General features: G+C 62.9%; 26 protein-coding genes. 7 read left to right on the top strand and 19 right to left on the bottom strand.

Annotated elements, in window-relative coordinates; genetic code table 11:
- Nucleotides 1–4 precede the first annotated feature (4 nt).
- Genes B0E55_RS23670 through B0E55_RS23660 form a run of 3 tightly spaced genes read right to left on the bottom strand, consistent with a single transcriptional unit; the run spans nt 5 to nt 2,638 of the window.
- The gene (locus B0E55_RS23670; RefSeq protein ID WP_019746567.1) at nt 5–1,270 is read right to left on the bottom strand and encodes an aspartate kinase; all 1,266 of its coding nucleotides are present in this window, start codon (nt 1,268–1,270) and stop codon (nt 5–7) included.
- Nucleotides 1,271–1,319: 49 nt separating this feature from the next.
- Nucleotides 1,320–2,273 (bottom strand): hypothetical protein, encoded by a 954-nt coding sequence (locus B0E55_RS23665; protein ID WP_080910576.1) that lies wholly within the window; start codon nt 2,271–2,273, stop codon nt 1,320–1,322.
- Nucleotides 2,273–2,638: a hypothetical protein gene (locus B0E55_RS23660; protein WP_070796482.1), complete on the bottom strand. Its 366-nt coding sequence runs from the start codon at nt 2,636–2,638 to the stop codon at nt 2,273–2,275. The genes B0E55_RS23665 and B0E55_RS23660 overlap by 1 nt, the downstream gene beginning before the upstream one ends.
- A 270-nt stretch (nt 2,639–2,908) precedes the next feature.
- Between B0E55_RS23660 and leuA the strand changes: the two genes are divergently transcribed.
- Nucleotides 2,909–4,717: a 2-isopropylmalate synthase gene (leuA, locus tag B0E55_RS23655; RefSeq protein ID WP_080910575.1), complete on the top strand. Its 1,809-nt coding sequence runs from the start codon at nt 2,909–2,911 to the stop codon at nt 4,715–4,717.
- A gap of 248 nt (nt 4,718–4,965) precedes the next feature.
- On the top strand, nt 4,966–5,343 hold the full coding sequence (locus tag B0E55_RS23650) for an SHOCT domain-containing protein (RefSeq protein WP_020968226.1): 378 nt from the start codon (nt 4,966–4,968) through the stop codon (nt 5,341–5,343).
- A 113-nt stretch (nt 5,344–5,456) separates the two neighbouring features.
- Here B0E55_RS23650 and B0E55_RS23645 read toward each other — a convergent pair whose 3' ends face one another.
- A complete protein-coding gene (locus tag B0E55_RS23645) occupies nt 5,457–6,350 on the bottom strand; it encodes a LysR family transcriptional regulator (protein WP_020905920.1) in 894 nt (297 codons plus the stop codon).
- 90 nt (nt 6,351–6,440) lie between these two features.
- Here B0E55_RS23645 and B0E55_RS23640 point away from each other — a divergent pair, with 90 nt between their 5' ends.
- The 3 genes from B0E55_RS23640 to B0E55_RS23630 are packed head-to-tail and all read left to right on the top strand — an operon-like array spanning nt 6,441 to nt 9,367.
- Nucleotides 6,441–7,382 carry an EamA family transporter gene (locus B0E55_RS23640; protein ID WP_020968225.1) on the top strand — a complete coding sequence of 314 codons (942 nt, stop codon included), beginning with the start codon at nt 6,441–6,443 and terminating at the stop codon, nt 7,380–7,382.
- Nucleotides 7,383–7,407: 25 nt separating this feature from the next.
- A complete protein-coding gene (locus tag B0E55_RS23635; RefSeq protein ID WP_021332917.1) occupies nt 7,408–8,661 on the top strand; it encodes a Mur ligase family protein in 1,254 nt (417 codons plus the stop codon).
- Nucleotides 8,654–9,367 carry a type 1 glutamine amidotransferase gene (locus tag B0E55_RS23630; protein ID WP_080910574.1) on the top strand — a complete coding sequence of 238 codons (714 nt, stop codon included), beginning with the start codon at nt 8,654–8,656 and terminating at the stop codon, nt 9,365–9,367. Before B0E55_RS23635 ends, B0E55_RS23630 begins: the two co-directional genes overlap by 8 nt.
- Nucleotides 9,368–9,373: 6 nt before the next feature.
- On the opposite strand, the gene B0E55_RS23625 is transcribed toward B0E55_RS23630, so the two are convergent.
- The 11 genes from B0E55_RS23625 to B0E55_RS23575 form a co-directional block, all read right to left on the bottom strand.
- Nucleotides 9,374–10,537 (bottom strand): low temperature requirement protein A, encoded by a 1,164-nt coding sequence (locus B0E55_RS23625; protein WP_020905917.1) that lies wholly within the window; start codon nt 10,535–10,537, stop codon nt 9,374–9,376.
- Nucleotides 10,538–10,603: 66 nt separating this feature from the next.
- Entirely contained in the window at nt 10,604–11,731 is a 1,128-nt protein-coding gene (locus B0E55_RS23620) for an acyl-CoA dehydrogenase family protein (RefSeq protein WP_047888080.1), read from the bottom strand.
- Between the two features lies 1 nt (nt 11,732).
- Nucleotides 11,733–12,938: an acyl-CoA dehydrogenase family protein gene (locus tag B0E55_RS23615; RefSeq protein ID WP_020905915.1), complete on the bottom strand. Its 1,206-nt coding sequence runs from the start codon at nt 12,936–12,938 to the stop codon at nt 11,733–11,735.
- 17 nt (nt 12,939–12,955) lie between these two features.
- On the bottom strand, nt 12,956–15,166 hold the full coding sequence (locus B0E55_RS23610; RefSeq protein WP_080910573.1) for an acyl-CoA dehydrogenase: 2,211 nt from the start codon (nt 15,164–15,166) through the stop codon (nt 12,956–12,958).
- 27 nt (nt 15,167–15,193) lie between these two features.
- Nucleotides 15,194–16,324 (bottom strand): steroid 3-ketoacyl-CoA thiolase, encoded by a 1,131-nt coding sequence (locus tag B0E55_RS23605; protein WP_080910572.1) that lies wholly within the window; start codon nt 16,322–16,324, stop codon nt 15,194–15,196.
- Nucleotides 16,321–17,157 (bottom strand): SDR family NAD(P)-dependent oxidoreductase, encoded by an 837-nt coding sequence (locus B0E55_RS23600; protein ID WP_080910571.1) that lies wholly within the window; start codon nt 17,155–17,157, stop codon nt 16,321–16,323. Before B0E55_RS23600 ends, B0E55_RS23605 begins: the two co-directional genes overlap by 4 nt.
- A 1-nt stretch (nt 17,158) precedes the next feature.
- Nucleotides 17,159–18,367, bottom strand: coding sequence for a DegT/DnrJ/EryC1/StrS family aminotransferase (locus B0E55_RS23595; RefSeq protein WP_021332910.1), 1,209 nt, complete (start codon nt 18,365–18,367; stop codon nt 17,159–17,161).
- Between the two features lie 32 nt (nt 18,368–18,399).
- Complete coding sequence (locus B0E55_RS23590) at nt 18,400–19,581, bottom strand: lipid-transfer protein (RefSeq protein ID WP_029254298.1); 1,182 nt, start codon at nt 19,579–19,581, stop codon at nt 18,400–18,402.
- Nucleotides 19,578–19,991, bottom strand: a complete 414-nt coding sequence (locus B0E55_RS23585) for an acyl dehydratase (RefSeq protein ID WP_080910570.1) — start codon at nt 19,989–19,991, stop codon at nt 19,578–19,580. Before B0E55_RS23585 ends, B0E55_RS23590 begins: the two co-directional genes overlap by 4 nt.
- Nucleotides 19,988–20,416 (bottom strand): Zn-ribbon domain-containing OB-fold protein, encoded by a 429-nt coding sequence (locus tag B0E55_RS23580; protein ID WP_047888075.1) that lies wholly within the window; start codon nt 20,414–20,416, stop codon nt 19,988–19,990. Before B0E55_RS23580 ends, B0E55_RS23585 begins: the two co-directional genes overlap by 4 nt.
- Nucleotides 20,413–20,991 carry an FAS1-like dehydratase domain-containing protein gene (locus B0E55_RS23575; protein WP_080910569.1) on the bottom strand — a complete coding sequence of 193 codons (579 nt, stop codon included), beginning with the start codon at nt 20,989–20,991 and terminating at the stop codon, nt 20,413–20,415. The genes B0E55_RS23580 and B0E55_RS23575 overlap by 4 nt, the downstream gene beginning before the upstream one ends.
- Before the next feature lie 65 nt (nt 20,992–21,056).
- Between B0E55_RS23575 and B0E55_RS23570 the strand changes: the two genes are divergently transcribed.
- Entirely contained in the window at nt 21,057–21,770 is a 714-nt protein-coding gene (locus tag B0E55_RS23570; RefSeq protein ID WP_182262141.1) for a TetR/AcrR family transcriptional regulator, read from the top strand.
- On the opposite strand, the gene B0E55_RS23565 is transcribed toward B0E55_RS23570, so the two are convergent.
- The 4 genes from B0E55_RS23565 to B0E55_RS23550 all read right to left on the bottom strand — a co-directional run bounded on the left by B0E55_RS23565 (nt 21,757) and on the right by B0E55_RS23550 (nt 24,856).
- Nucleotides 21,757–23,229 (bottom strand): MFS transporter, encoded by a 1,473-nt coding sequence (locus B0E55_RS23565; protein WP_069147121.1) that lies wholly within the window; start codon nt 23,227–23,229, stop codon nt 21,757–21,759. The two genes, B0E55_RS23570 and B0E55_RS23565, sit on opposite strands and share 14 nt — an antisense overlap.
- 86 nt (nt 23,230–23,315) lie before the next feature.
- Entirely contained in the window at nt 23,316–23,885 is a 570-nt protein-coding gene (locus tag B0E55_RS23560) for a TetR/AcrR family transcriptional regulator (RefSeq protein WP_007731538.1), read from the bottom strand.
- Nucleotides 23,885–24,505 (bottom strand): recombination mediator RecR, encoded by a 621-nt coding sequence (gene recR / locus B0E55_RS23555; RefSeq protein WP_080910568.1) that lies wholly within the window; start codon nt 24,503–24,505, stop codon nt 23,885–23,887. The genes B0E55_RS23560 and recR overlap by 1 nt, the downstream gene beginning before the upstream one ends.
- A gap of 12 nt (nt 24,506–24,517) precedes the next feature.
- The gene (locus B0E55_RS23550) at nt 24,518–24,856 is read right to left on the bottom strand and encodes a YbaB/EbfC family nucleoid-associated protein (protein ID WP_003943929.1); all 339 of its coding nucleotides are present in this window, start codon (nt 24,854–24,856) and stop codon (nt 24,518–24,520) included.
- Nucleotides 24,857–24,965: 109 nt separating this feature from the next.
- Between B0E55_RS23550 and B0E55_RS23545 the strand changes: the two genes are divergently transcribed.
- The gene (locus tag B0E55_RS23545) at nt 24,966–25,766 is read left to right on the top strand and encodes an Rv3717 family N-acetylmuramoyl-L-alanine amidase (RefSeq protein ID WP_080910567.1); all 801 of its coding nucleotides are present in this window, start codon (nt 24,966–24,968) and stop codon (nt 25,764–25,766) included.
- Nucleotides 25,767–25,812 lie beyond the last annotated feature (46 nt).

Genomic DNA, 25,812 nt, shown 5'->3' with positions numbered 1-25,812 from the left:
GAAATTACCGTCCTGTTCCTGCGTGTACTACAGCTTCTTCGTCGCCGCCGAGACCGAAAGCGGCGTGGATAACGCGCACGGCGTCGTCGAGTTCGGTGTCCTTGACCAGCACGGAGATGCGGATCTCGGAGGTCGAGATGAGATCGATGTTGATGTCGGCCTTGGCCAGTGCCTCACAGAACGTGGCCGTGACGCCCGGGTGGCTCCGCATTCCGGCACCGACCAGGGAAACCTTGCCGATGTGGTCGTCGAACAAGATCTGTGTGAAGCCGATGTCTTCCTGACGCTTGGTCAGGATCTCGACGGCGCGGGGGCCGTCGGCGGTCGGCAGCGTGAAGGTGATGTCCGTCTTGTTGGTCTCCACCTTGGAGATGTTCTGCAGCACCATGTCGATGTTGATCTCGGCATCGGAGACAGCGCGGAACACCTTGGCAGCATGTCCCGGTGTGTCCGGCAATCCGACAACGGTGATCTTGGCTTCGCCGCGATCGTGCGCGACTCCGGTGATCAGGGCCTCTTCCACAGGAATGTCCTCCATCGATCCGGACACGATTGTTCCGGGCTTGGTGGTGTATGACGAACGGACGTGCACAGGCACGTTGTAACGACGGGCGTACTCGACGCACCGGAGCATGAGCACCTTGGCACCACACGCTGCGAGTTCGAGCATTTCCTCGAAGGAAACCGTCTCGAGGCGGTGAGCGTCGGGGACGATGCGAGGATCGGCGGAGAAGACGCCGTCGACGTCGGTGTAGATCTCGCAGACGTCAGCGTTGAGTGCAGCTGCCAACGCCACGGCGGTGGTGTCGGAGCCACCGCGTCCGAGCGTCGTGATGTCCTTGCTGTCCTGGCTGACGCCTTGGAATCCGGCGACCAGAACGATCGAGCCTTCGTCGAGGGCGGTGCGAACACGGCCCGGCGTGACGTCGATGATCTTGGCGTTTCCGTGGCTGCCGGTCGTGATGACTCCGGCTTGTGAGCCCGAGAACGAACGAGCTTCGGCGCCGAGGGAGTGAATTGCCATCGCTACCAAGGAGTTGGAGATGCGCTCACCCGAGGTCAGCAGCATGTCCATTTCACGGGCCGGCGGGGAAGGGCACACCTGCTGAGCCAGGTCGAGCAGCTCATCGGTGGTATCGCCCATCGCTGACACCACGACGACGACATCATTGCCGGCCTTCTTGGTCTCGACGATCCGTTCAGCGACTCGTCGGATGCGCTCGGCGGTTGCCACCGAGGATCCGCCGTACTTCTGGACGACGAGAGCCACGCGTTTCTACCTCCAGGTCGAAATTGTTTACAGATACCAGAGGTCGAGCTTACCGAGGTGGTCCTGGGACTTCCCGATGCGTACTGCTGTTCGCCTCAGATCCGCGCGGGATCAGTTGCGAGATCCGCGCTCGCATCAACGTCGCAGAACGCGAACCACCGGCAACGTAACCGACCACCGCGACGGCAACTCCGCAGGCGAGAAGCACGCGGATACTGCTGACCAGGGAAACTGCCAGCGCGTCGTACACCGCCACAGCCGCCTCGGACGACGGTATGTCTGAATTCTGTAAATAGACCCGGCGCACGACGGCCAGCGCCACCAGCAGGGCGATCATCGCCACCGCCGTCGCCAGCCCGACCAGGGACAGCGCGCGCATTCGCCCCGGTGCAACTGCGACGGCCGCAATCGCGCAGGCCACCGACGCCCACGGCAGCCAGGTCGCTGCTCGGTCGAGCATGTTCGAGAAATCCTGAGCCCGCACCAACTCGTCGGATTGCAGGATCTCGAACTGCGGATCGAGCGCCGGGAGGCGATCGATCACGGTGAATCCGCGATCGCGGAGGTTCGTCCTCAGTTCTGTCATGACCGGTGCGAGGGAGACGGTGACCGTTCCGCTGTCGTCGGCCCGAACTATGCCGTCGGCGGCTCGGCCGGTCACCATCGCGGCAAGTTGCGCGTGCGCTCGACGGTTGGCCGCGGTCCAGAGCGTCGCAAACTGGTCGCTCGAGACCAACGACTGAGCGGCCTCACGAACAAGTCTCTCGGCCTGTCTCGTCACCACCTGCGGAAACCCGTCCAACCGCTGCGTCAATTCCTCGGTCAGCCGATCAACGACCGCCGATTGGACAGCGGGGTCGGCAGCCAGCGGGGCAACGGACTCGACATAGCTGTCGGTGTCGTTCACCTGGGTGTGAACGAACAGCGCGAGCACCGAGCCGGCAAAACCGAGACCAGCGAGAACGATCAGTAGTGAACAGACGATCCAGCGGATCGAGAGCATCACGCGTGCTTGGCGCGCGCCGGTCGAATCTTCGCGGTGATGTGGTGAATGCGGTGATCGTCAGCGGGTATCCGGAAGGTCTCGGTAACCCGAACGGTCATCAGGTTGCGCCCGAACAACCCGGCGTCAAGGAGGTAGTCAGCCGTCAGGTCGTCCCCGTCGACCGTCCACTCCACCTCACGAATGTCGCGGATCACGCGATACTGAGGACCTCCGGAAAGGCTGCGCCGCAAATGATTCCCCGAAAATCCGGTCTTCAACCCGACCTCGTGACGTACCGCGTCCGGAGCCAGCGGTACGGAACTGCCATCGTGACTACGGAGCGCGTCGAGGTACGTGCTCGCCACGGCGATTCGGGGATCCATGGACGACAGTCCACCATTTTCGAGGCCGAAACGGCAGCACAATTCGGCGACAAATTGGACATGAGGGCGAACCCCACCGATTTCTCGCGAAATCCAGGAGTAGAGTGCTGTGCATGCAGCGCGCACTCCTTCTTGGTTGCCGCGACGGGGTCTGATCCAGACTGGCCTCCCGCCGCGGGGTTTTTGTGCGCCGGTCGACCAAGCCTTCCGGACTCATGGTCTTGACCAACAGGTCATCAGGCCAGGTCCACAATCCTGGAGATCACACCAATGTCCCCCGCTGACGCATTCACCACCGGCACTCGCACCATTACCCCGCCCACGAAGCCGGCACCTTCCGACCAGCCTGCGTGGAACACGCAGAAGAACTCGTCGATGCCGACGTTCCGCTACCGCCCGTTCGCCGAAGAGGTCGAGACGGTCACGCTGCCCGACCGCACCTGGCCGGACAAGATCATCGACCGAGCACCCCAGTGGTGTGCCGTTGACCTGCGCGACGGCAACCAGGCGCTGATCGATCCGATGAGCCCGGCGCGCAAGCGTCGCATGTTCGATCTCCTGGTCCGTATGGGCTACAAGGAGATCGAGGTCGGATTCCCGTCCGCGAGCCAGACCGACTTCGACTTCGTTCGCGAGATCATCGAGGACGGCGCGATCCCATCCGATGTCACCATCCAGGTGCTGACGCAGTCGCGGCCCGAACTGATCAAGCGCACATTCGAGGCGTGCGAAGGTGCCGAGAACGCGATCGTGCACTTCTACAACTCCACCTCGATTCTGCAGCGCCGCGTCGTGTTCCGCGCCGACAAGGACACGATCAAGAAGATCGCCACCGACGCCGCCGAACTGGTCCTGGCCGAGTCGAAGAAGTACCCGGACACGAACTGGCGCTGGGAATACTCGCCCGAGTCCTACACCGGCACCGAACTCGAGTACGCCAAGGAAGTATGTGACGCCGTCACCGAAACCCTGGGTGCGACGCCTGCCAACCCGGTCATCCTGAACCTGCCCGCCACCGTCGAGATGGCGACACCCAACGTGTACGCCGACTCCATCGAGTGGATGCACCGCAACCTGGCCCGCCGCGATTCGGTCATCCTGTCGCTGCACCCCCACAACGACCGCGGCACCGGCGTCGCTGCAGCCGAGCTGGGCTACCAGGCCGGCGCAGACCGCATCGAAGGCTGCCTGTTCGGTAACGGTGAGCGCACCGGCAACGTCTGCCTGGTCACCCTCGCGCTGAACATGTTCACGCGCGGCGTCGACCCGCAGATCGATTTCTCGAACATCGACGAGATCCGTCGCACGGTCGAGTACTGCAACCAACTGCCCGTCCACGAGCGTCATCCGTACGGCGGCGACCTGGTCTACACCGCGTTCTCCGGCAGCCACCAGGACGCGATCAACAAGGGCCTCGACGCCATGAAGGTCGACGCCGACAACCAGGACTCGGACGTCGACGACATTCTCTGGCAGGTCCCCTACCTGCCGATCGACCCCAAGGACGTCGGCCGCAGCTACGAGGCCGTCATCCGCGTGAACTCGCAGTCCGGCAAGGGCGGCGTCGCGTACATCATGAAGGCCGATCACGGTCTGGTGCTGCCGCGTCGTCTGCAGGTCGAGTTCTCGCAGTCGGTCCAGAAGATCACCGACGGCGAAGGCGGCGAGGTCTCGCCGAAGGAAATGTGGGACGTCTTCCACGAGGAGTACCTCGCCCCCGTCACCCCGCTCGAGCGCATGAAGCAGAAGGTCACCGCCTCCGAGGAGGACGGCGGCACCGACGCCATCATCGCCATCGTCAAGGTGAACGGCAAGGAGCAGGAGATCTCGGGAACCGGTAACGGCCCGCTCGCTGCCTTCGTCGACGCGCTGGGAAGCATCAACTTCGACGTCCGTGTCCTCGACTACTCCGAGCACGCAATGTCCGCCGGCGACGACGCCCAAGCGGCGGCCTACGTCGAGTGCGCAGTGACTGGCCCGGACGGTCAGAGCACCGTCGTCTGGGGTGTGGGTATCGCCACGTCGATCACGACGGCGTCGCTGCGCGCCGTGGTTTCGGCAGTGAACCGCGCGAGCTGACACTCACGCAATACGAACCCGGCTCTTGAACAAACCCTGGTCTCACCTGATTTTCAGGTGAGACCAGGGTTGTTTTCACGGCACAGAAGTTCTTCGGTCCGTGTTTTCGCTTCGGCATGACATAGGTCCCGAAAGAGTCGCTTAGCGAAGTTAACAAACAGGATTCACCCATCGAGGATGATGCAGCCGACCCCGGCACGTGAGATAGTCACCTCAGACAAATCCGACTTGTGAAATGGGGCTCGACAATGGATTCCTTTTGGGACTTCCTCTGGCTGATCATCATCAGCTTCGCGTTCATCGCGTACCTGATCCTGCTCTTCTCGATCATCACCGACCTATTCCGTGATCACAAGACTTCCGGCTGGGTAAAGGCAATCTGGATCGTCTTCCTGTTCTTCATTCCGCTGCTCACCTCGCTCGTCTATCTGATCGTCCGAAGCGACGGAATGGCCCAGCGCTCCATGGAGGCTGCTCAGCAGGTCAAGAATGCACAGGACAGCTACATCCGTGAGGTTGCCGGAAAGTCCCCGGCCGAGTCCATCGCAGATGCAAAGGCGCTTCTCGACGCCGGCACCATCAGCGAAGAAGAATTCGCAGCGCTCAAGGCCAAGGCCCTCGCCTGATTCAGGCCCTCACTAATCAGTGAGGATTGCACTACCGAAACGGGAGCGACACTAATCGTGTCGCTCCCGTTTCGTATTCATTCACCATCCGCCGTTCATGCACCGACAGCCGTTCATTCACCGACCGCCCGGGCGACGTCGCGAAAAGCGTCGAGAACCACTCCGATAGCCGGGCTGCGGTCGATGTGTAATCGAGTTGCCAATTCATAAACGCGAGCAGCGCGCACGCCTGCCACCGGTTTCCTCGATACTCCAGGATGTGTGATCGCGTAACGCGGCATCAAAGCCACACCGTGGCCCGCCGCCACCAACTCTTCGATAACTCGGAAATCGTTTATCCGATGAGCGACTCGAGGTTGGACCCCGGTGACGGACGCAACCGACAACAGAACGTCGTCGACCGGAAACCCGCCGCGCACGCTGATCCAGTTCTCGTCGGCCAATTGCTCCAACCGGACCGAATCCTGCTCGGCGAGTGGATGATCAGGCCGCAGCACCAGATCGATCGGTTCACGCATCAGCGGTTGCACGCTGACCCGGGGAAACGAGGTCTCGGCGCCGCGTTCGTCACGGTGAGTGAGGATCACATCGTGATCGGCCAACAGTCCAGGGACGGCCGACGCCGGTTTGTCGACGTCGTGTGCGTCGATGTCCACGTCCGAGTTCTTCAGCGCCGTCAGGACACCGGGCAGCAGGAGAGCTGCTCCGGAGGGAAAGAACGCGACTCGCACCTTGCCGCGCGGCGAGCCTCGGTACGACGCCATCTCGTCCGCTGCCCGGTCGAGCGCCGCCACCACGTCGTCGGCGCGGAGCACCAGCGCTCGACCAGCGTCGGTGAGGCGCAGCGTGCGCCCGTCCGGTTCGAGGAGCGAGACCCCCGCCTCTCGGCCGAGGATCTTGAGTTGTTGCGAGACGGCGGACGGTGTCATCGAGAGAGCGAGAGCAGTAGCGCCGACGGTTCCTCGGTCGGCGAGCTCGCGGAGAATCCGCAAGCGCGTGGCATCCATACGGTGACGAATATCCATGTAGCAAAACTACATGGATAGTGCATCTATATTCGCTTGTTCTGATGCTTCGTACGGCTCACGATTAACGTCATGACTCCCCGCGACCGTCTCCTCGGCCTGACCGTGATCGTCTTGTGGGGTCTGAACTTCCTGGCCATTCGCGTCGGCCTGGATCATTTCCCGCCGTTCTTCTTCGCTGCACTCCGGTTTCTGATCATCGCGATTCCGGTGGTCATCTTCGTGCCGCGTCCGCAGGTACCGCTCCGTTGGTTGCTGCTCTACGGATTCGGTTTCGGATTCGGCCAGTTCGTCTTCCTCTTCTGGGCGATGCATTCGGGGATGCCGACAGGTCTCGCATCACTGGTCCTGCAGTCGTCCGCGCCGTTCACCGTCCTACTCGGCGCGTTCCTGCTCCGCGAGAAGCTCAGCGTCTGGCAGGTCTCCGGGATCGCCGTCGCCGTAGTCGGTATGTCGTTGATCGGCTGGGACCGTTCACACCACGCGGCACTGCTGCCCGTGATCCTCACGCTCCTCGGCGGCCTGTCCTGGGCGTTCGGCAATCTCGGCAGCCGCTTGGCCGCGGCGAACACCGTCGGCGAGCCCGCACCGATGCGCTTGATGCTGTGGATGTGCGTCATCCCGCCGTTGCCGATGCTCGCCCTGTCAGCGGTGGTCGAAGGCCCCACCGCCGGATGGCACGCGCTCGGCACCGCGTTCAGCGCCGACGCCTGGCCGTCACTGGTCGGGCTGGCCTACATCATTCTGCTCGGCACCATCGCCGGATCCGGGCTCTGGACGATGCTCATGGGCCGCTATCCCGCCGGCATGGTGGCGCCGCTCTCCTTGCTGGTACCGGTAGTGGGAATCGGCGCATCCTGGCTGTTCCTGCACGAGGATCCGAGCCCGTTGTCCCTGGTCGGGGCAGTCATCGTGATCGCCGGAGCGAGTGCCGCACAGATGAGGCGCAAGCCCGCGAACACTGTTTTCTCGGACACACCTGCAGCCTCACCACCGGCGCGACTCGGCGTCTGACGATGCCCTGTGCCAAACTCGGGCCGTGGGAACTGGACTATCGATCACAGTGCGCGGAAAGCTCGCCATGCGAGCTGCCGCAGCAGCATCTTGGGCATCGCAGAAGGCCGGTCGCGGCAAGGGTTCGATGATCGGCGGGTTGATCGCCCTCAAGATCGACCCGACGCTCATGACTCAGCTCGGACGCGGCAAGCGCACCGTCGTGGTCACGGGCACCAACGGCAAGTCGACGACCACGCGTATGACCGCCGCAGCGCTCGCGACACTCGGTGACGTCGCCACGCAGGCCGACGGCGCCAACATGGATGCCGGGATCGTGGCCGCTCTGGCCGCGCGTACGGACGCAACGCTGGCAGCACTCGAGGTCGACGAACTGCACGTCCCCCACGTAGCCGACGCCGTGAACCCGGAAGTGATCGTGCTGCTCAATCTCAGCCGCGATCAGCTCGACCGGGTCGGCGAGATCAACATGATCGAGCGGAAGCTCCGCGCGTGCGTCAATGCGCATCCGAACGCGGTGATCGTCGCCAACTGCGATGACGTACTGGTCACCTCCGTGGCATACGACGCCACCAACGTCGTGTGGGTTGCTGCCGGCGGCGGCTGGGCCGGCGATTCCGTCAGCTGCCCGCGCACCGGTGAACCCATCGTGTGGGAGGGAAAGCACTGGCGCAGTACCGGTTCCGACTTCGCGCGGCCCGAGCCGACATGGTGGCTCGACGACGACAATCTCTACGGCCCCGACGGCCTGAAGATTCCGATGACGTTGACTCTCCCCGGAAAAGCCAACCGCGGTAACGCCGCTCAGGCCGTAGCTGCTGCGGCTGCTTTGGGCGCAGATCCGGTCGGGGCAGTTGCCGCCGCGTCGACGGTCCAGGAAGTCGCCGGCCGCTACAGCACCGTCGAGGTCGGACCGCACTCCGTCCACATGCTGCTCGCGAAGAATCCCGCCGGTTGGCAGGAAGCGCTGTCGATGATCGATCCCACGGTGGACGGACTCGTGATCGCGGTGAACGGTCAGGTGCCGGACGGCGAGGACCTCTCCTGGCTGTGGGACGTGAAGTTCGAACACTTCGAAGGCGTCAAGGTAGTGGCCGCCGGCGAACGCGGAACCGATCTCGCCGTTCGCCTCACGTACGCAGGCGTCGAGCACACCCTCGATCCGGATCCGTTGCGCGCCATCGCTTCCTGCCCTCCCGGACGCGTGGAGGTACTGGCGAACTACACAGCCTTCCGTGACCTCAACACCGCCATCGCGAAGGAATCTCGCAATGTCTGACTCGACAATTCGCATCGGACTGGTTCTCCCCGACGTCATGGGCACCTACGGCGACGGCGGCAACGCCCTGATCCTGCGTCAGCGTCTGCGGATGCGCGGCTACGACGCCGAAATCGTGGACATCACCTTGAGCGATCCGGTCCCCGATTCGCTCGACGTGTACACATTGGGTGGCGCCGAGGATTCCGCTCAGCGACTCGCAACGCGCCATCTCGCGAAATACCCTGGCCTGCAACGCGCCGCCGAGCGTGGCGCACCGGTTCTGGCCGTCTGCGCTGCAATTCAGGTGCTCGGCAACTGGTACGAAACCTCCAGCGGCGAACGCGTCGACGGTGTCTCGATGCTCGACGTCACGACCTCTCCGCAGGAGAAGCGTTCCATCGGCGAGGTCATCACGAAGCCCTTGATCGACGGGCTCACCGCGCCTCTCTCAGGTTTCGAGAATCACCGCGGCGGAACAACTCTGGGTACCTCAGCCTCTGGATTCGCACGTGTCACCCATGGTGTCGGAAACGGCGTCGGCGACGGATTCGAAGGCGTCGTGCAGGGTTCGGTGATCGGGACGTACATGCACGGACCCGCCTTGGCCCGGAATCCGGAACTCGCGGACCTCCTGCTCATGCGGGCCTTGGGCGTCAACGAGCTCGAACCCCTGCATCTGCCCGAGGTCGACAAGCTCCGCAAGGAGCGGCTCGCGATTCGCTGACCCGGTTCAGACGGTTTCGGATTTCCCCTCGGTCAGAACCAGTTCCACGGCCAACAGCGCGGCGCAGGCCAGTCCCGCAACCAGTTCGGGCACCGCGGTGTAGGTACCACCGAGCACGACGACGATCGCGACCGAGAACGGCATGAGGGTGCGTACCGAGGAGTCATGTAGTCGAATGTGGATGAACCACAGGGCGGCAAGGATGACCGCGACCGGAACGGTGACGGCAGCACCCGTCACCAACGCGCTGCCGTCACCGTGATGAGTCCAGAAGTCGACGCGCGAAGCCAACCCCGCACCGATGGCGGCAGCGGCGGCGAAGATGAAGTAGTGACCGAACCCCCAGACGAAGGGTGAGACGTTGTCACCGCCGATCACTTCGCCTGCATTGCGTTGGAAGTAGAGCCACCACAGGCTGAAGACAATCAGAATGCCGCCGATCACGACGTAGGTGACCTGCGCTGCCGGATGCTCACCGTCGACCGCGTCCTGAATCGCGATGGTTGTCGAGAGGATCGTCTCGCCCAGAACGATGATGAAGAACAACGAGTACCGCTCCGCGATGTGATGCGGGTGCCACGGCGTCATGCCCGGCTTCTCCGACCAGATCGGTACCGCGAATTCGCACAGAACCAACACCAGGAACGTCGGGACGTAAATGGCGGATGGAACGAAGTAGAAACCGATCCAACCGATCTGGACCAACACGATTCCGAGAGCGTATCGACGAGCCGTGAGCGCATGTTCGGGGTCGTTCCGCGACACCCTGAGCCATTGGATGACCAGGGCTATTCGCATGATGACGTAGCCGACGATGATGAGCAGGGCGTCGTCGTTGAAGAAGCGGACGATGCCGGCTGCAAGGACCAGCGATCCGAGGATCTGGAAGATGGTCAGCAGCCGGGCGATTCCGTCGTCGTTGTCGTACGCCGAGGTGAACCACGTGAAGTTCAGCCACGTCCACCAGATCGCGAAGAATGCCATCGCGAAGTGCCCGACGCCCGAAGCCGCGTGCCCTTCGCTGATCGCGTGGTGCAGACCGGTGGCCGCTTGAGCGACCGCCACGACGAAGCAGAGGTCGGTGAGCAGCTCGAGCGGCGTCGCCACCCGATGCGGCTCGTGCGGATCCCGCGGAACCAACGGCCGGATGAACGAACTGGTGCGATTCACGAAGGGCAGAGTAGCGCGATGATTGCCGACGCGCTGCCCGTGACTGGAACCTGTCGTCTCAGGTATTCACGCCGACGCCCCGATCTGGGCTCGGATTTCCAACTGATCGGCGAGTTCGGCGCCTATCGCCCCCGCGCTCCCCAAGGTGAAGGCGATCTGCCGTCCCCACAGGAAATAGCGGTGAATCGGGTAGTCGACGTCCGCGCCGATTCCGCCGTGCAGGTGCTGGGTCGCGTGCACCACACGCAGGCCGCCGCGCGAGGCCCACCATTTGGCGACCAGCGCCGCTGCTTCCGCTTCGCTCTCGACTCCGCTGTCCATCAGCCAGGCAGCGCGGTGCGTGGTCAACCTTGTGCTCTCGGTGTCGAGGTACGCGTCGGCGGCCCGGACGGCAACTGCCTGGTTGGTCGAGAGTGGACGACCGAATTGCACTCGCTCGGAGGTGTATTTCGCCGTCATCCCCAGCGCTTCCTCGCAGACGCCGGTAGCCAGGGCCGCGAGAGCCACCCGTGCACGCCGCAACGTCCAGTCTCGAACCACCGCGCCGTCTGCGGGAAGTGCGTCAGCTGCAGTAACCGCAACCCCGTCGAACTGCACAGCGCTGTTGCTCTCGCGGTTCGTCACCGCAAGCGGTGTACGCACCAGCGCGTCCCGGTCCGTGGGCACGATCATGACGCTGGCACTGCCGTCCGGCATCGTCACCGGAACGACCAGCGCGGCCGCGAACTCCGCGGCAGGCACGGAGTCGACGTGGCCTGACAGAACCCAACCGTCAGGCGCCGGTTCGGCGCGAACCGCTTTCTCGGCGTTGTAGCCGGTGTCGAATGCGCCGGTGACGATTACCGAGCCGTCGAGCAGTCCCGGAAGCCACGACGCTTTCTGCTCCGTGCTGCCGAACTCGGAAATCGGCAGCGCCGCCGTGGAAATCACCGACCAGAGCGGCACCTGGGCGACCCGGCGGCCCTGTTGTTCGAGCACCGCAGCCAGGCCGAGCATTCCGAGTCCTGCTCCCCCGACCTCTTCCGGCAGAGCGATTCCCAGAACGTCGGAGTCGGCGAGGAGCTTCCACAGTTCGGCGTCGAAACCGCTGGTGCTCTCCACTTCCCGCAGTCGGTCCACTCCGGACTTCGCCGAGAAGATCGATTCACTCAGATCCCGCACGGCGGACAAGTTGTCGTCGAATTCGAATTCCATGTCAGCTCTTTTCGTTCTGTGCAGCGGGCCGGCGACGCGCAGCAAGCGCCATGCCCAGGCATTTTGCGGCGACAATTTCACGCATCACTTCGTTGGTACCACCACCGAAGGTGTTGTTCTGGGCGCGCCGACCCAGGTTCTCGACCCGCCCTTCCAGTACCGCTCCGGGTGTACCGGGGCGCAGTAAGCCCTTGGCACCCAGCACTTCCTGCAGCATGCCGTACGCACTGACGACGGCTTCGGTACCGAAGATCTTGGCCGCGGCCGAATCCCCGCCGCCCAAGGTGTTGGCGGCGACGTCCGCCACCAGTCGCAGGTTCATCAGGTCGGCGGCGCTGAGCAGCGCGTAGACTTCCGCCAATTTCTCACGTACCCAGCCGATGTCGTAGACGTGGCCGTCACCGGCGGGTTCTGTCTTTGCCCACTCGACCACCTCGGCGAAGAGCTCGTTGGCGATGCCACCGCGTGCTGCCAGGGCAACACGTTCGTGGTTGAGCTGGTTGGTGATGAGCTTCCACCCCTGATTGAGCTCACCGACGACATTGCTGATCGGCACCCGAACATCTTCGTAATAGGTTGCCGAAGTGCTGATTCCGCCCACGGTGTGAATTTCGGTGACCGAGAACCCCGGCGAATTGGTCGGTACCAGGACCACGGAAATGCCCTGATGCGTCGGCGCGTCAGGATCGGTGCGAACGGCAAGCCAGACCCAGTCGGCAAACACACCGGCGCTGGTGAAGATCTTGTTGCCGTTGATGACAAGCTCGTCGCCCTCGATGCGGGCGCGTGTTTCGAGTGCCGCGAGATCGGTGCCCGCATTGGGTTCGGTGTAGCCGATGGCAAAGATCAATTCACCCGCCAGGATCGGACGCAGGAAGAAGTCCTTCTGAGCTTGCGTCCCGTGCTTGATCAGAGCGGGTCCGACGGTGTTCAGCGTGACCAGTGACAGCGGCGCATTCGCGCGAATCACTTCGTCGTAGAACACATACAGAGCTTCGGGGTTCTCACCCCGACCGCCGAATTCCTCCGGCCACCCCAAGCCCAGCCAACCGTCTTTACCCATCCGGCGCAGGATGCGATCGAAGACGGGGCCGCCTTCGGTCTGATCCACGAGAGCACGGCGGTCTTCGTCGTTGATGATCTCTGCGAAGTATGCGCGCAATTCCTTGCGCAGAGTCTTCGACTCCTCCGACAAATCCAAGTACATGGTGAAGCTCCTAAGATCTACGAACGCGGCAGGCCGAGTACGCGCTGCGCGATGACGTTGAGTTGAATTTCGACGGTTCCGCCGCCGAACAGAATCGAGGGAAGTCCGATGTGGTCTATCGCGTAATTCGCCGACGGGTCGACAACTGCGGCGCGCGGTCCGAGCAGTCGCAACAGGTCCCGCGAGCCCTCGCGCTGCGCCAGGGCGTTGTACACCTTCGACACGCTGATCTCGGCGCCCGGTTCCTGACCCGCCAGCCGCGCCGACACCCCACGCAGATTCATCGCGGACAGTGCCAACTCACGAGAGAGACTGCGGCCGAGGCCTTCCACTGCATCTTCGCGGGGGCAGTCGTGGCTCGCGTCGGCAATCACCTGACGGAACAACCGACTCGAACCGTGGTGCAGCGTGCTGCCCATGCTCAAGCGTTCGTTGGACAGCGTTGTCGCAGCAAGTTTCCACCCTTGCCCCGGTTCGGCCACCAGGCAGTCGTCCGGGACGAAGACGTCGTCGAGGAATACCTCGTTGAATTCCGACTTGCCGGTGGCTTGCTTCAGCGGACGTACGTCGACGCCCTTCGAGGTCATGTCGACCAGGAAGTACGACAGCCCACGATGTTTCGGAGCGTCCGCGTCGGAACGCGCCAGGCATACTCCCCAATCTGCCTCGTGCGCACCCGAGTTCCACACTTTCTGACCAGACAGGACCCAGCCACCGTCGACCTTGCGCGCTTTCGTGCTCAGACCGGCCAGGTCTGATCCCGCGCCCGGCTCACTGAACAGCTGGCACCAGATGATGTCGGCGCGCAGCGAAGGCTCGACGAACCTGTCCTGCTGCTCGGCGTTGCCGTGTTCGAGAATCGTGGGCAGCACCCATTCCCCGATCACCGTGGACGGTTGAGCCCAACCTCGCATCGCGAATTCATGTGCGATGACGGCCTGTTCCCTCGGTCCCGCTCCCAGCCCGTACGGCGCCCGATAGTGCGGGGCAACCAGTTTGGCGTCGGCAAATCGGGCGCGTCGAGCGCTCCCCTTGGCCGGCGCCCAACTGGCGCTAGTGGTTCCGTCGTCGGGCAGCAGCGCAACCTCGTCCAGAACCCTACGAACCTGCTCTCGTAACTCCGGCAGCATTTCCGGGTCGACAAAGGAGAAATCCCGTTCCGAATCGGCAGACCGGTCTCCCAACGTGTGTGCCCACTTCACCTCGGAACCCGCCACTGCCGCGATACTGATCGCCCGGCGCCAGTACAGATGCGCGTCATGCTCCCAGGTGAATCCGATTCCGCCGAGCAAAGTTACACATTCGAGGGCGTTCTCGATGCCGACGGGCAAAGCGGCCAACGCAGCTTGAGCCGAGACAAGTTTCTGCTGATCCTCGTCGTGGTCTTCGGATCGACCGGCGTCCCACGCTGCGGCACAGGCAATCTCGGAGCGGACCAGCATCATGGCCGCCTTGTGCTGAACTGCCTGGAAGCTTCCGACCGGACGGCCGAACTGCTGCCGGGACTTCACATAGTCGACTGCGGTCCGTAGCGCCCACCCGGCGATACCGCTCGCCTCCGCAGCCAACACCGTGTTGACGATCAGTTCGGTTCGGTGCGCCTGGAGGCCGTCGACGATCAGCCCAGCCTCGACCTGGTGATCGGTCAACGTCAGTGTTCCGATCGACCGTGTCAGATCCACCCCGTCTTCGATCACCACCGCAGCGGAAGTCGACGGTTCGAGTCGGAACCACAACTCGCCGTCTTCGCTGTTCGCCCGCACGAGAACGACATCAGCTCCGGGCAGACCTAGAGCTGGGTCGGCAGAACCGCTCACTGTCCACCCAGCGTCGCTTCGAGCAGCGCGCAATCCCGCGCCTGTACAGACTGCTCCGGTTGCACCGGTGGCCAATTCGGTCAGCATTGTTTCCGCAGCCGGGCCCGCAGCTGTTGCGAGAATCCCACTGGCGATGACCGTCGGAACGTACGGTCCCGGATAGAGCGCATCACCCAATTGCTCGACTACCACTGCAAGTTCGGCAAGACCCGCCCCGTCACCGCCGTACTGCTCCGGCAGGTGCACTGCGTGCAGGCCCTGACGGACCAACCCATCCCACGAGTCCGGCCGATCACCGGCGGCGTACCGCTTGACGTTGCTCCGCGTATCGGCGATTCCACCGAAGCGGTTCGCGAATGCGGCTACCGCTTCCGCCAGGTCACGGTGATCTTCGAGCAGGGGTAGTGCCATGGCAGGTTCCTCAATCTTCGGTTCTTGTCAGATGCGTTCGAGAATCAGGCAGGTGGTTGCGGCGGACGCGCAGATCGCGATCAGTGCGATGGACTTGTTCCGGCGCTCCAATTCGTCGATGACATTGGCCAACAGTCTGATTCCGGTTGCACCGGCCGGGTGGCCCAGTGCGATTGCACCACCGTTGACGTTCAGCAATTCGGGATCGACGCCGTGAACCTGCGCGAACGACATCGGTACCGAAGCAAATGCCTCGTTGACCTCGAACAGATCGACGTCGTCGATTGTCAGCCCGGTGCGTCCGAGCACGATGTTTGCCGCGTCGACGGGACCGTCGAGCATGAACTCGGTGTCACCGCCGATGACGCACTGCGCCAGTATCTTTGCGCGCGGCCGCACGCCGAGGGCCTCGGCTCGATCCTCTGACATCAGCAGAGCTGCACTCGCACCGTCCGAGACCTGCGAAGACGTTCCAGCGGTGTGCAATCCGCCCTCTTGAACGGTGCGCAGCTTCGCGAGCCCTTCGAGACTCGATTCGCGCAGACCCTGATCCCGATGAACCGGAACGTCAGAGCCCGGAGCGACCACATCGATGATGTGCGAGTCGAAGCGTCCTGCCTCCCACGCCGCCGCCGCCCGCTGCTGCGAGCGGAGCCCGAAGGCGTCGAGATCCTCGCGGCTGAAACCGCGCTTGACAGCAATCCGATCGGCCGCGGTGTACTGGTCGACGGTATCGAGTGACCACGACTCCGGACGTGGTGTTCCCAGACCGGTACCCACCTTGTACGTCAACGGAGCGCGGGACATCAACTCGACACCGCACGCCACACCCACGTCGACTGCACCGATGGCAATCTGCCCGGCAATCAACTGCACCGATTGCTGCGCTGTGCCGCACTGCGCGTCGATCGTGGTGCAACCCGCTTTCAACGGAAGGCCCGCATGCATCCAGGACGTACGCACGATGTTTCCGAACTGCTCACCGAGAGGCGTCACGCAGCCGCCGATGACCTGGTCGACCGCGTCAGGATCCACGCCCACCCGATCCAGCACGCCTCTCTGCGCATAACCCAACAGTTCCGCCGCGTGGACTCCGGACAGCCAACCCTCACGCTTGCCGAACGGCGTTCGTGCTGCGTCCACGATGACGGGCTTCATGCCAACTCCTCGGTTCGTAGTGCCGTTCCGTCCAGACCGCGTACGGTCAGGGACCACTCGTCGATCAGGTCCAAGCTGACGATCGAGCGCGCGGTGAACTCGGTGTCGCAATCACACAGCGCTGTGACCGCTTCCACCATTTCTTCCATAGATTCGACCTGATCCGGCCGGATAGTCTCACCGACCAGGACTCTGGCGCCCTCACTGAGCACCGCTGCCCGCGGTTGAACCGTGTTGACGCGAACCCCCTGGCCGTAAAGTTCCACGCCCATGCCGTTGCTCATCCTGTTCAGCGCTGCTTTGGACGCGCCGTACACGGTCATGGCAGTTCCCGGTTCGACCCACGTGAACGGCGGGCCATGCCACGGTTTGACGGTGCCACTGGACACGTTCACGATCCAGCCGTATCCGTTTGCCACCATCCCCGGCACCACGGCTTGCATCAGATCGAGCGGTGCATGGACATTTGCCTCGAACATCAAACGTCGCCGCCGCAGTGGGTAATCCGACAGCGGCTGATAGATCGCCGCTGCCGCGTTGTTCACCAGGATGTCGATCGTCCCGCCAAGCTTCTCGATCGCCAGCGGCACCACCGTGTCGCGCTGCTGCTCGTCCGTCAGATCTGCGACAACTATCTCGACTTTGTTTCCGTACTTGGCAATTCGAGCCGCAGTCTCTTCGAGACTGCCCGGCAGGGTTGCATGCGTGCCGAGCGTCCGAGCCACGAGGGCGACGTCGGCACCCTCGGCTGCCAGTCGCTCTGCGACGCCCGCACCGATTCCGCGACTGGAACCGGTGACAAGCGCTCGGCGGCCGTCAAAGCGCCTCGTCATGCTATTTGAACTTCGAGGCGAAGCGATTGATGCTCTCCGCGATCCGTGCAACTTCGTCTTCACGCAGGCCGTGACTCATGCCGAGTGTCATTCCTCGGGCGAAAACCGCGTCGGCTTCCGGCAATCCTTCGGCCGGCTGACGGAACTCGATGTTGTTCATCATCGGGTGACGAGTGACGTTGCCGCTCCACACAGTTCGTGTGTCGATACCGTCGGCCTCGATGGCTTCCTGCAGGTCGCTGCGCGTGAAGGGGGCGTTCTCGTTGATCATCACCGGGTAACACAGCCACGCCGTATCGAGACCGTCGAGTTCTACCGGCGTCGTGAAGAATTCGGGATGGGCGCCGTATGCCGCCGTGAAGGCCGCAAACGTTGCCTTACGCGTCTTGTAGTTCTCTTCCAGCTTGTCGAGCTGCACGACACCGTAGGCTGCGCCGAGTTCGGAGGGCTCGAAGTTCCATGACATGAGCTCGAAGATGAAGTCGTTGTCGTAGTCGACGCCGTCGAGTTCTTCACGGAAGACTCGGCCGGACTTGGTACTACCGAACAGATTCGGCTCGCTGCGACGGCCCCAGCGGCGAAGCAGCAAAGCCTTGTCGCGGCTGGCTTCATCGTCGACGCACACCATTCCGCCGGTTCCCGCGCACGTGATGATGTGTGCCATCGAGAAACTGGTGACGACGATGTCCGCGCGAGACCCGGTGGGAGTACCGCGGAGCGTGGCGCCGATCGCGTCACACGAATCCTCGATCACCTTGAGTCCATGGCGATCAGCGATATCACGAATGACGTCCCAGTCCGGGCAGTTGCCGGCGAGGTTCGGCATCAGGATGGCACCGGTCTTTTCGGTGACCATTGCCTCGATCTTGGTGACGTCGACGTTGAACGTGTTGGGTTCCACGTCCACGAACACCGGCACCAGACCGGCACGCACGATCGGTGCGATATCGGTGGAGAACGTCAACGGCGACGTGATGATCTCGCTTCCCGCAGGCAGTCCGAGCAGCTCGACTGCCAAGTACAAACCCGAGGATCCCGAGTTGCACATGACGCCGAACTTCTTGCCTGCCAAGGCCGCGATACGTTCTTCCATCTCGAAGACGTTCTTGCCGATGCGCAATCCTTGATGCCCGCTGCGCAAGACGTCGATAACCGCCTGTATTTCTTCCTCGCCGTGCGTAGCCCTGGCGTAGGTGATCCGCTCACTCATCTGGTTCCTGCTTTCTCGAATTGGCGGCAGATTCAGCGATCTGCCGAGAGGACGAGCGCACTGTGCGGGACGGGAGAGCCGCCGGTCACGAGCACGTTGTCCAGAGTTTTGGTGGGTTGATTGGTGGAAGTGCCGCGGATCAGGCGTACACCTTCGGCAATGCCGTTGACGCCGTGGATGTATCCCTCACCGAGTTGGCCACCGTGGGTGTTGATCGGCAGGCGACCGTCCAGCTCGAGATTCCCGTCGGCGATGAAGTCTTTTGCCTCACCTCGACCGCAGAATCCGTACTCCTCGAGTTGAAGCAGAACCATCGGAGTGAAGGCGTCGTAGAGAATTGCGGCATCGATGTCGTCCGGGCCGATACCGGCCTGGTCCCACAGTTGGCGCGCCACGAGTTCGACTTCCGGCATGCTGTCGATGTCGTCGCGGTAGTAGCTGCTCATCGAAATCTGTTGTGGACCTACACCTTGCGCAGCACCGCTGATGATCGCAGGTTTGTGCGGCAGGTCGCGGGCGCGCTCTGCGCTGACGATGACCAGCGCCTGTCCACCGTCACTTTCCTGGCAGCAGTCGAGCAGACGGATGGGGTCAGCGATCATGCGCGAGTTCTGATGGTCCTCGATAGTGATCGGGCGTTCGTAGAACCAGGCCTTCGGGTTGTTCGCGGCATGCTTGCGTGAGAGAACCGAGATCTGACCGAAGTCGGCGCTGGTTGCCCCGTACTTGTGCATGTAGAGCTTGGCGAGGAAGGCTTCCTGCTGCGCCGGCGTCAGAAGCCCGTACGGGTTGATCCAGTTCCGATACTCCTGGTCCGTCGACGCGTTGTACGCAAAGGGTGGTGGCCCGGCGCCGAATCGGTGACCTGATCTTTCGTTGAAGGCACGGTAGACGACCACAACGTCGGCGACACCACTGGCGACGGCAAGCGCGGCTTGTTGAACCGGTGCGCAGGCACCGCCGCCGCCGTGTGGAATACGACTGAAGAACGTCAGTTCCGGGATCCCGAGAGCGCGTGCGACCGCAATCTCGGGATTGTTCTCCATGGTGAACAGTGCAAATCCGTTCACCTCTTCTGCCTCGATGTGAGCGTCGTCGAGCGCGGCGATCACGGATTCGCACGCCAACTGCCATTCACTGCGGCCGGAGTTCTTGGAGAACTCGGTGGCGCCGATCCCGGCGATGGCGGCTTGCCTCGAAAATCCTCGTGTCATGCGATTACCCTTTCCGCCGGTTCGAGAGTCACGTCGGCTGTCACGTGCGTTCCGCGAGCGTTCTTGCCGAGAACCGTCACGGTGAGCGCCCGGCCGTCGGAGTCGATCACCTTGCCGGTCAATGTCATGGCGTCTCCGGGAAAGTTCGGAACACCAAGCCGTAGTGATGTTTTGACGATTCGCGATCCCGGGCCTGACCAGTCGGTGATGTAGCGGTCGATGAGCCCGTTGGTGGTGTTGATGCTCATGAAGATGTCGGGAGTTCCGCGATCCTGCGCCTTGCCCGGATCGTGATGCACGTCCTCGAAATCCTGAGAAGCGATCGCCGTGGCGACGATGAGCGTTCGGTCCAACGGCAGTTCGAGGCTGGGAAGGGTCGAACCTACCTCGTAATCAGAAAGATTCGTCATTGCACCGATCCCCGTCGCCTCAGTTGCGGCAGCATCTCGCTGTGAGCGTGCTCGGAGAACGCCACTTCGAGTTCCATACCGAATTCGAGTTCCTCGTGATCGATGCCCGCGATGTCGGCAACCAGACGCGTGCCTTCTTCGAGATCGACGAGTCCGACGGCGAGCGGGTACTCGAAGGCAGGATCCTTCGGGTGATGAATGACCGTGAAGCTGTGCAACGTGCATCGCCGCGTGGATTCGACTGTGTCCCAACTGAACGAGCGGCATTCCGGGCAGGCGGGCGCTGGCGGGTGGCGCAGAGTCTTGCAATCCGCACACCGTTGGATCTCGAGGCGACCCTCTTTGGCCGCGGAGAAGAAGAAATCGTTGTCGTCGGTGACGGTGAGTCTCGGCACCGCGGTGTGGCGGGAGCCAGTCTCGCTCATGCGATTACCTCCTGGGCTTCGGGCTTGGTATCTGTCTGGGCATCTGGTTTGAATCTGAGCAGTCGAAAGCGCTCTTCGACCAGCGTCTTTCCGTCCTGGTCCACGTACTTCTTGAACAGAGTGATGAAGCACCCGTGACCGAGAGCCGTCTGTTTGAACGGTGAGATCGCTTCGATGGTGAAACATGCGGTGACGTGGTCTCCGGGACTCAACTCCGCGAAATACTCCTGCTCGACGTTGGTCGCGACTACCGACGTGTAGCCGGCCTCGTCCAACAACGCCAGCAGTCGTGAATAGGCGAATTCCTCGGCGGCTCCGTCGGCACGAAGTTGTTGAACCTGCCGATAGCGTCGGTAGCCAGCCATCACCCAGGTCGAGATCATCGCGGGTGGGCAGACGACGTCTCGACGACCGGTGCTGCGAGCAGCTTCGGCGTCGACGTAGATCGAGTTACGGTCGTCGTGTGCCTCGACCCAGTTGCGGATCATCGCCTCGTTGACGGCGTAGCGGGCGACGCGGGGTGGTTCGGCCTCTGCGCCGATGAAATTCGGAAACTGCGTCTGCAGGCTCTGCACTGAAATCCTCCGTGAACGAAAGTTGAGCAAGCGCTTGATTTTGAAGCTAGCATAGGAATCCGGAAGTGGAAACACGCGATCTCACCGACGAATTGGTTCGAGCCGGAGCCATCAGGCAGGATTGCGCTACGTTCGACGCCGGCAGCCCGGCACCCGCGAAACCCTGCCCTGAGCAGGACCGACAACCAGTGGAGATTTCAGTGGCATCACCAGATCGTCGGGAGAAGATCCTGGAGAGCTCAGCCGAGCTGTTCGCCAGGAAGGGTGTCGCCACCACGACCGTTCGCGAGATCGGCGACGCCGCTGGTGTGTTCTCGGGCAGCCTCTACCACTACTTCAAGTCGAAGAATGCGATAGTCGCCGAGCTCATGCGCGGCTTCATCACCGACATTCAACTCCGCTTCGATCAGGTGGAGAAGACGGCGAACGACCCCGAGGACGTCCTACGCGGCCTGATCCGCGAGACCCTGGTCGTCATCGAACTGCACCCGCACCCGACGGCGATCTACCAGAACGATCGGGCGTATCTACGCGACAACGATCTCCTGCAATCCGTCGACGGACCTTCCCGCCAAGTCCGCGAGCACTGGATGAAAGCGATCGCCGAAGGCGTCGATCAGGGAATCTTCCGCAGAGACGTGGCCCCCGAGATTTTCTATCGATCGGTTCGCGACACCCTGTGGTCGACCACGCATTGGCCGGACCGCCAGAAGTACACCACCGAAGAGTTCGCGGATCTGATGATCACACTCTTCCTCTCGGGATTCAGGGTCGCCTGACGAGATCCGGCAGGTCCAGATGTTTCGGGGTTCGCCCCTGCGGCAACAGGATCGACACTGCGAACACGACCACGGCGCAGCCCGCGCACACCAGGTAGGCGACGGAGAATCCGGTCCACGACGTGGAATGTTCCGAACCGCTGATCACGAACGCGGCGAGGATCGTTGCCACCGTCGCGCTGCAGATCGTGCTTCCGGACGTCCGCAGAAGTGAGTTCACCCCGTTGGCTGCCGCCAGTCGCTGTCGAGGCACGGCAACCAGAATCAGCAGCGAGAGCGTGCTGTAGACGATGGCGGTCCCGACTGCTGTGATACCCAGTGCTGCAACCACTCCCCACAGCGGCTTACCGGCAACGGCGTGAATCCCGTACCCGCCGGCGAGGAACACGGCACCGGTCAACATCGCGGTCCGTGAACCGAAGCGGTCGGTGATCCGCACCGCAACCGGCGAGAACAGCACCATCGCGATACTCGCCGGAATCTGGCAGAGCGCCGCCGCAATGATCGACAGGCCGTACCCGGCGCCCGGCCCCTTCATCCCCTGCAGCAGTTGTGTGGTGATCAGTGTGTTCCCGAAAAATGCGAACCCGACCAGCAGAGCCGCCAGATGCGGGATCAACACCGCACGTTTCACGAGAGCACGGACGTCGACCAGCGGATTGACGTTGCGCCGCTGTTGAATTACCCAGAGCGTGAACAGCACCGCCGACGCGGCCAGCATGGAGATCACCGCTCCGCTGGTCCATCCCCAACTCGATCCCTGAGTGATCGGCACGAGCAGAGCGATCATCGCGGCGCTCAGACCGACAGCCCCGACGCCGTCGAATCTTCCCGACGGATTCGGCTCGGACTCTCGAATGAACAGCACCGCAGCAAGAGTCACGGACAGCCCGATGGCGGTGGTTACCCAGAACAGGACGTGCCAGTTCGAGTACTGCGCGATCATCGCAGAAAACGGTATGCCCAAAGCGGTTCCGACGCCGAGCGTCGAACTCATCATGGCCACTGCGCCGTTGACCTTGTTGCGTGGCAATTCGTCACGGAGCATGGAAATTCCGATGGGGATGACTGCCGACCCGGCCCCCTGCAACGCTCTCGCGAAGATGAGGACAGCGATGTCCGACGACAGCGCACACAACATCGAGCCGAGAGTCATCATCGAGAAGGCAACCAGAAGCATCTTCTTCTTGCCGAACATATCGGCGAGCCGGCCGAAGATGGGAGTGACGACAGCGCCGACCAGCAGCGTTACGGTCACCAGCCAGGACACGGCCGTGCGTCCAGCGCCTGTGAAGTGCGGCAACTCCGGCAGCAGTGGAACGATGACCGTCTGCAGAACAGCCTGGAACACTGCGGCGGCGACAACGATGGGAAAGAGGAAGCGGGAGCGCGGCTGCGCGAGACTCGCGTCGGGGGTGGTGGCTGCAGGCGTGCCCGGCGGACGGTCGAGCGTCGTCACCCCACACCGCCTGTTCCCACTAGGTAAATATCCGTTCACCTACATTAGGTGAACGGATATTTACCAAGCAAGAATTGTGATGCCGCTCACCCGTCGAGCAGCTTTTGGACAAGTGGTGCGTACAGCGCAACCACTTCGTCCTGGGTGCCGGTGGCATGGCCGGCCATCATCCGTCGGCGCATGATCGCCACTCCGACCACCATCGACATCGCCAGTTCCGCGCGCAATCTCGCGTCGGGGCCGGACAGGCGAGCGGCGAGGGTGTCGATCATCTGCGTCGAATAGTTCTCGCGCAGCTTGCGGTTGCTCTCTTCACTGACGCCGCTCATGAACAACAAGCTCATGGACAGCGGCTTGTACGACTCCAGCGGCTTGGTGAACAGCGAGACCATGCGCTCGCCGAGCGAGTCGTTCGGGGCGTCGAAGACCGTGACCGCCGCTGCCCGGAAGTCGACCAACTCGTCGTACAACTGCTCTTTGGAACCGAAGTACTTGATGATGAGAGGAGCGCTGACGCCTGCGTCTTCGGCGATGTCCTTGAGCGTGATTTCGCGGTACGGCCGAGTCGCGAATGCTTTCCCGGCCGACGCGATGATCTGCGCACGCGTCTGCTCGGACGTACGACGCACCTGCTGACCTTGCTCCGTGCCGCTCATCAAGCGTTCCGCGACAATTCACGACGGCCGGACAATGCCCGACCCAGCGTCAACTCGTCTGCGAATTCGAGATCGCCACCCATCGGAAGACCCGAAGCCAACCGAGACACCGTCAGCCCCGGAATGTCTCGCATCATGCGAACGAGATAGGTAGCTGTCGCCTCACCCTCCGTGTTGGGGTCGGTGGCGATGATGACCTCGGACACGTCGACGCCGTCCTCCTGATTTGCGATGCGAGCCAACAACTCCCGGATACGCAACTGGTCCGGCCCGATCCCCGAGAGCGGATTGAGCGCACCGCCGAGGACGTGATAGCGACCCTTGAACTCACGGGTGCGCTCGATAGCCTGGACGTCCTTCGGTTCCTCCACGACGCAGATCACCGTGCGATCGCGACGCGCGTCGGCGCAGATGCGGCACTTCTCCTGATCGGACACAGTTCCGCACACCGTGCAGAACTGAACGCCGTCACGGATGCGCTGCAATGCATTTTTCAAACGGTCGATCTCGGGAGGCTCCACGGAGAGCAGGTGAAAAGCGATGCGTTGAGCGCTCTTCGGCCCGACTCCGGGAAGCTTCCCGAGTTCGTCGATCAGATCCTGAACCGGACCTTCGTACACGCGTTCTCGTTTCTAGAAGCCGGGGAGACCGGGAAGGCCTCCGCCGAGTCCGCCGGCCAACGGGCCGAGCTTCTCAGCAGCGACTTCCTGTGCTTTGCGCGAAGCGTCCTCGATCGCGCCGATCACCAGATCCTGCAGCGTCTCGACGTCTTCGGGGTCGACGACCTTGGGATCGATCTGCAGACCGACAACCTCGCCGGTGCCCTTGACCGTGGCGACAACCAGTCCGCCACCGGCCTGACCGGTCACTTCGGCCTGAGCCATTTCCTGCTGCGCCGCCATCAATTGCTGCTGCATCTGCTGAGCCTGAGCCAACAGAGCAGACATGTCGGGTGCTCCACCTGGTTGCACGAGCGGTCCTTTCTACAGAGTTATCCCCACCAGCGTAGTCGGTGCGCGCTACCGTGAGCGGGTGCGCCGGAACCAGTCAGACACCGTAAAACCGTCAGGTAGGTCAAACATGGCATCACGTGTGTTCCGCTCCACTGCCTTGATCGCCGTGGTCGGGGCTGGGCTTCTGAGCGCTGCGTGCACGATTCCGACCGAGACTGCCGAGGCCACGACTTCGGTCGAGGTGTCTCCGCTGAGCACTGTCGCCGCTGACGTCCCCGCTGCGCTCACCGGCAAGGTCGTCTTCCTCGATCCCGGGCACAGCGGGGCGAACGACGACAGCATCAACACCCAGGTCCCCACGGGCCGCGGCGGCACCAAGAACTGCCAGACCACCGGCACCAACACCGATGCCGGGTTCCCCGAGCACACCTTCAACTGGGAAGTCGCGAGCCTGGTCAAGAGCGAGCTCGAAGGCCAAGGCGCAACTGTCGTCCTGAGTCGACCCGATGACGTCAGCGTCGGATCATGCGTCGACGCACGTGCCGAAGCTGCCAATTCCTCCGGCGCCGACGTAGTGGTGAGCATTCACGCGGACGGCGCAGCGGCCGGGGCCGAGGGTTTCCACGTCTGCTACTCCGCGCCCCCGCTGAACACGGTGCAGGCCGGCCCGTCCGTCGCCTTTGCCGAAACCATGCGCGACTCACTCGTCACCGCCGGGCTCACCCCGTCGACCTACATCGGTGACGGCGGGTTGGCGCCACGCGCCGATCTGACAGGACTCAATCTTTCGCAGCGGCCGTCGATTCTGGTCGAACTCGGCAACATGCGAAATGCCGACGAGGCAGCGCGCATGACGAGCCCGGACGGTCAGCAGGAGTACGCAACCGCCGTCACCAGCGGAGTCACCGCCTTCCTGACAACCCCCTGACCTGGCTTCTGTGGAGAAATCCCGATTGTCCACAGGAAACTCGGCA

The organism is Rhodococcus sp. 66b (assembly GCF_002076325.1).
Classification (GTDB): domain Bacteria; phylum Actinomycetota; class Actinomycetes; order Mycobacteriales; family Mycobacteriaceae; genus Rhodococcus_F; species Rhodococcus_F erythropolis.
Note: the sequence above shows the minus strand (reverse complement) of the source record. Positions and strands in the feature narration are given on the sequence as shown.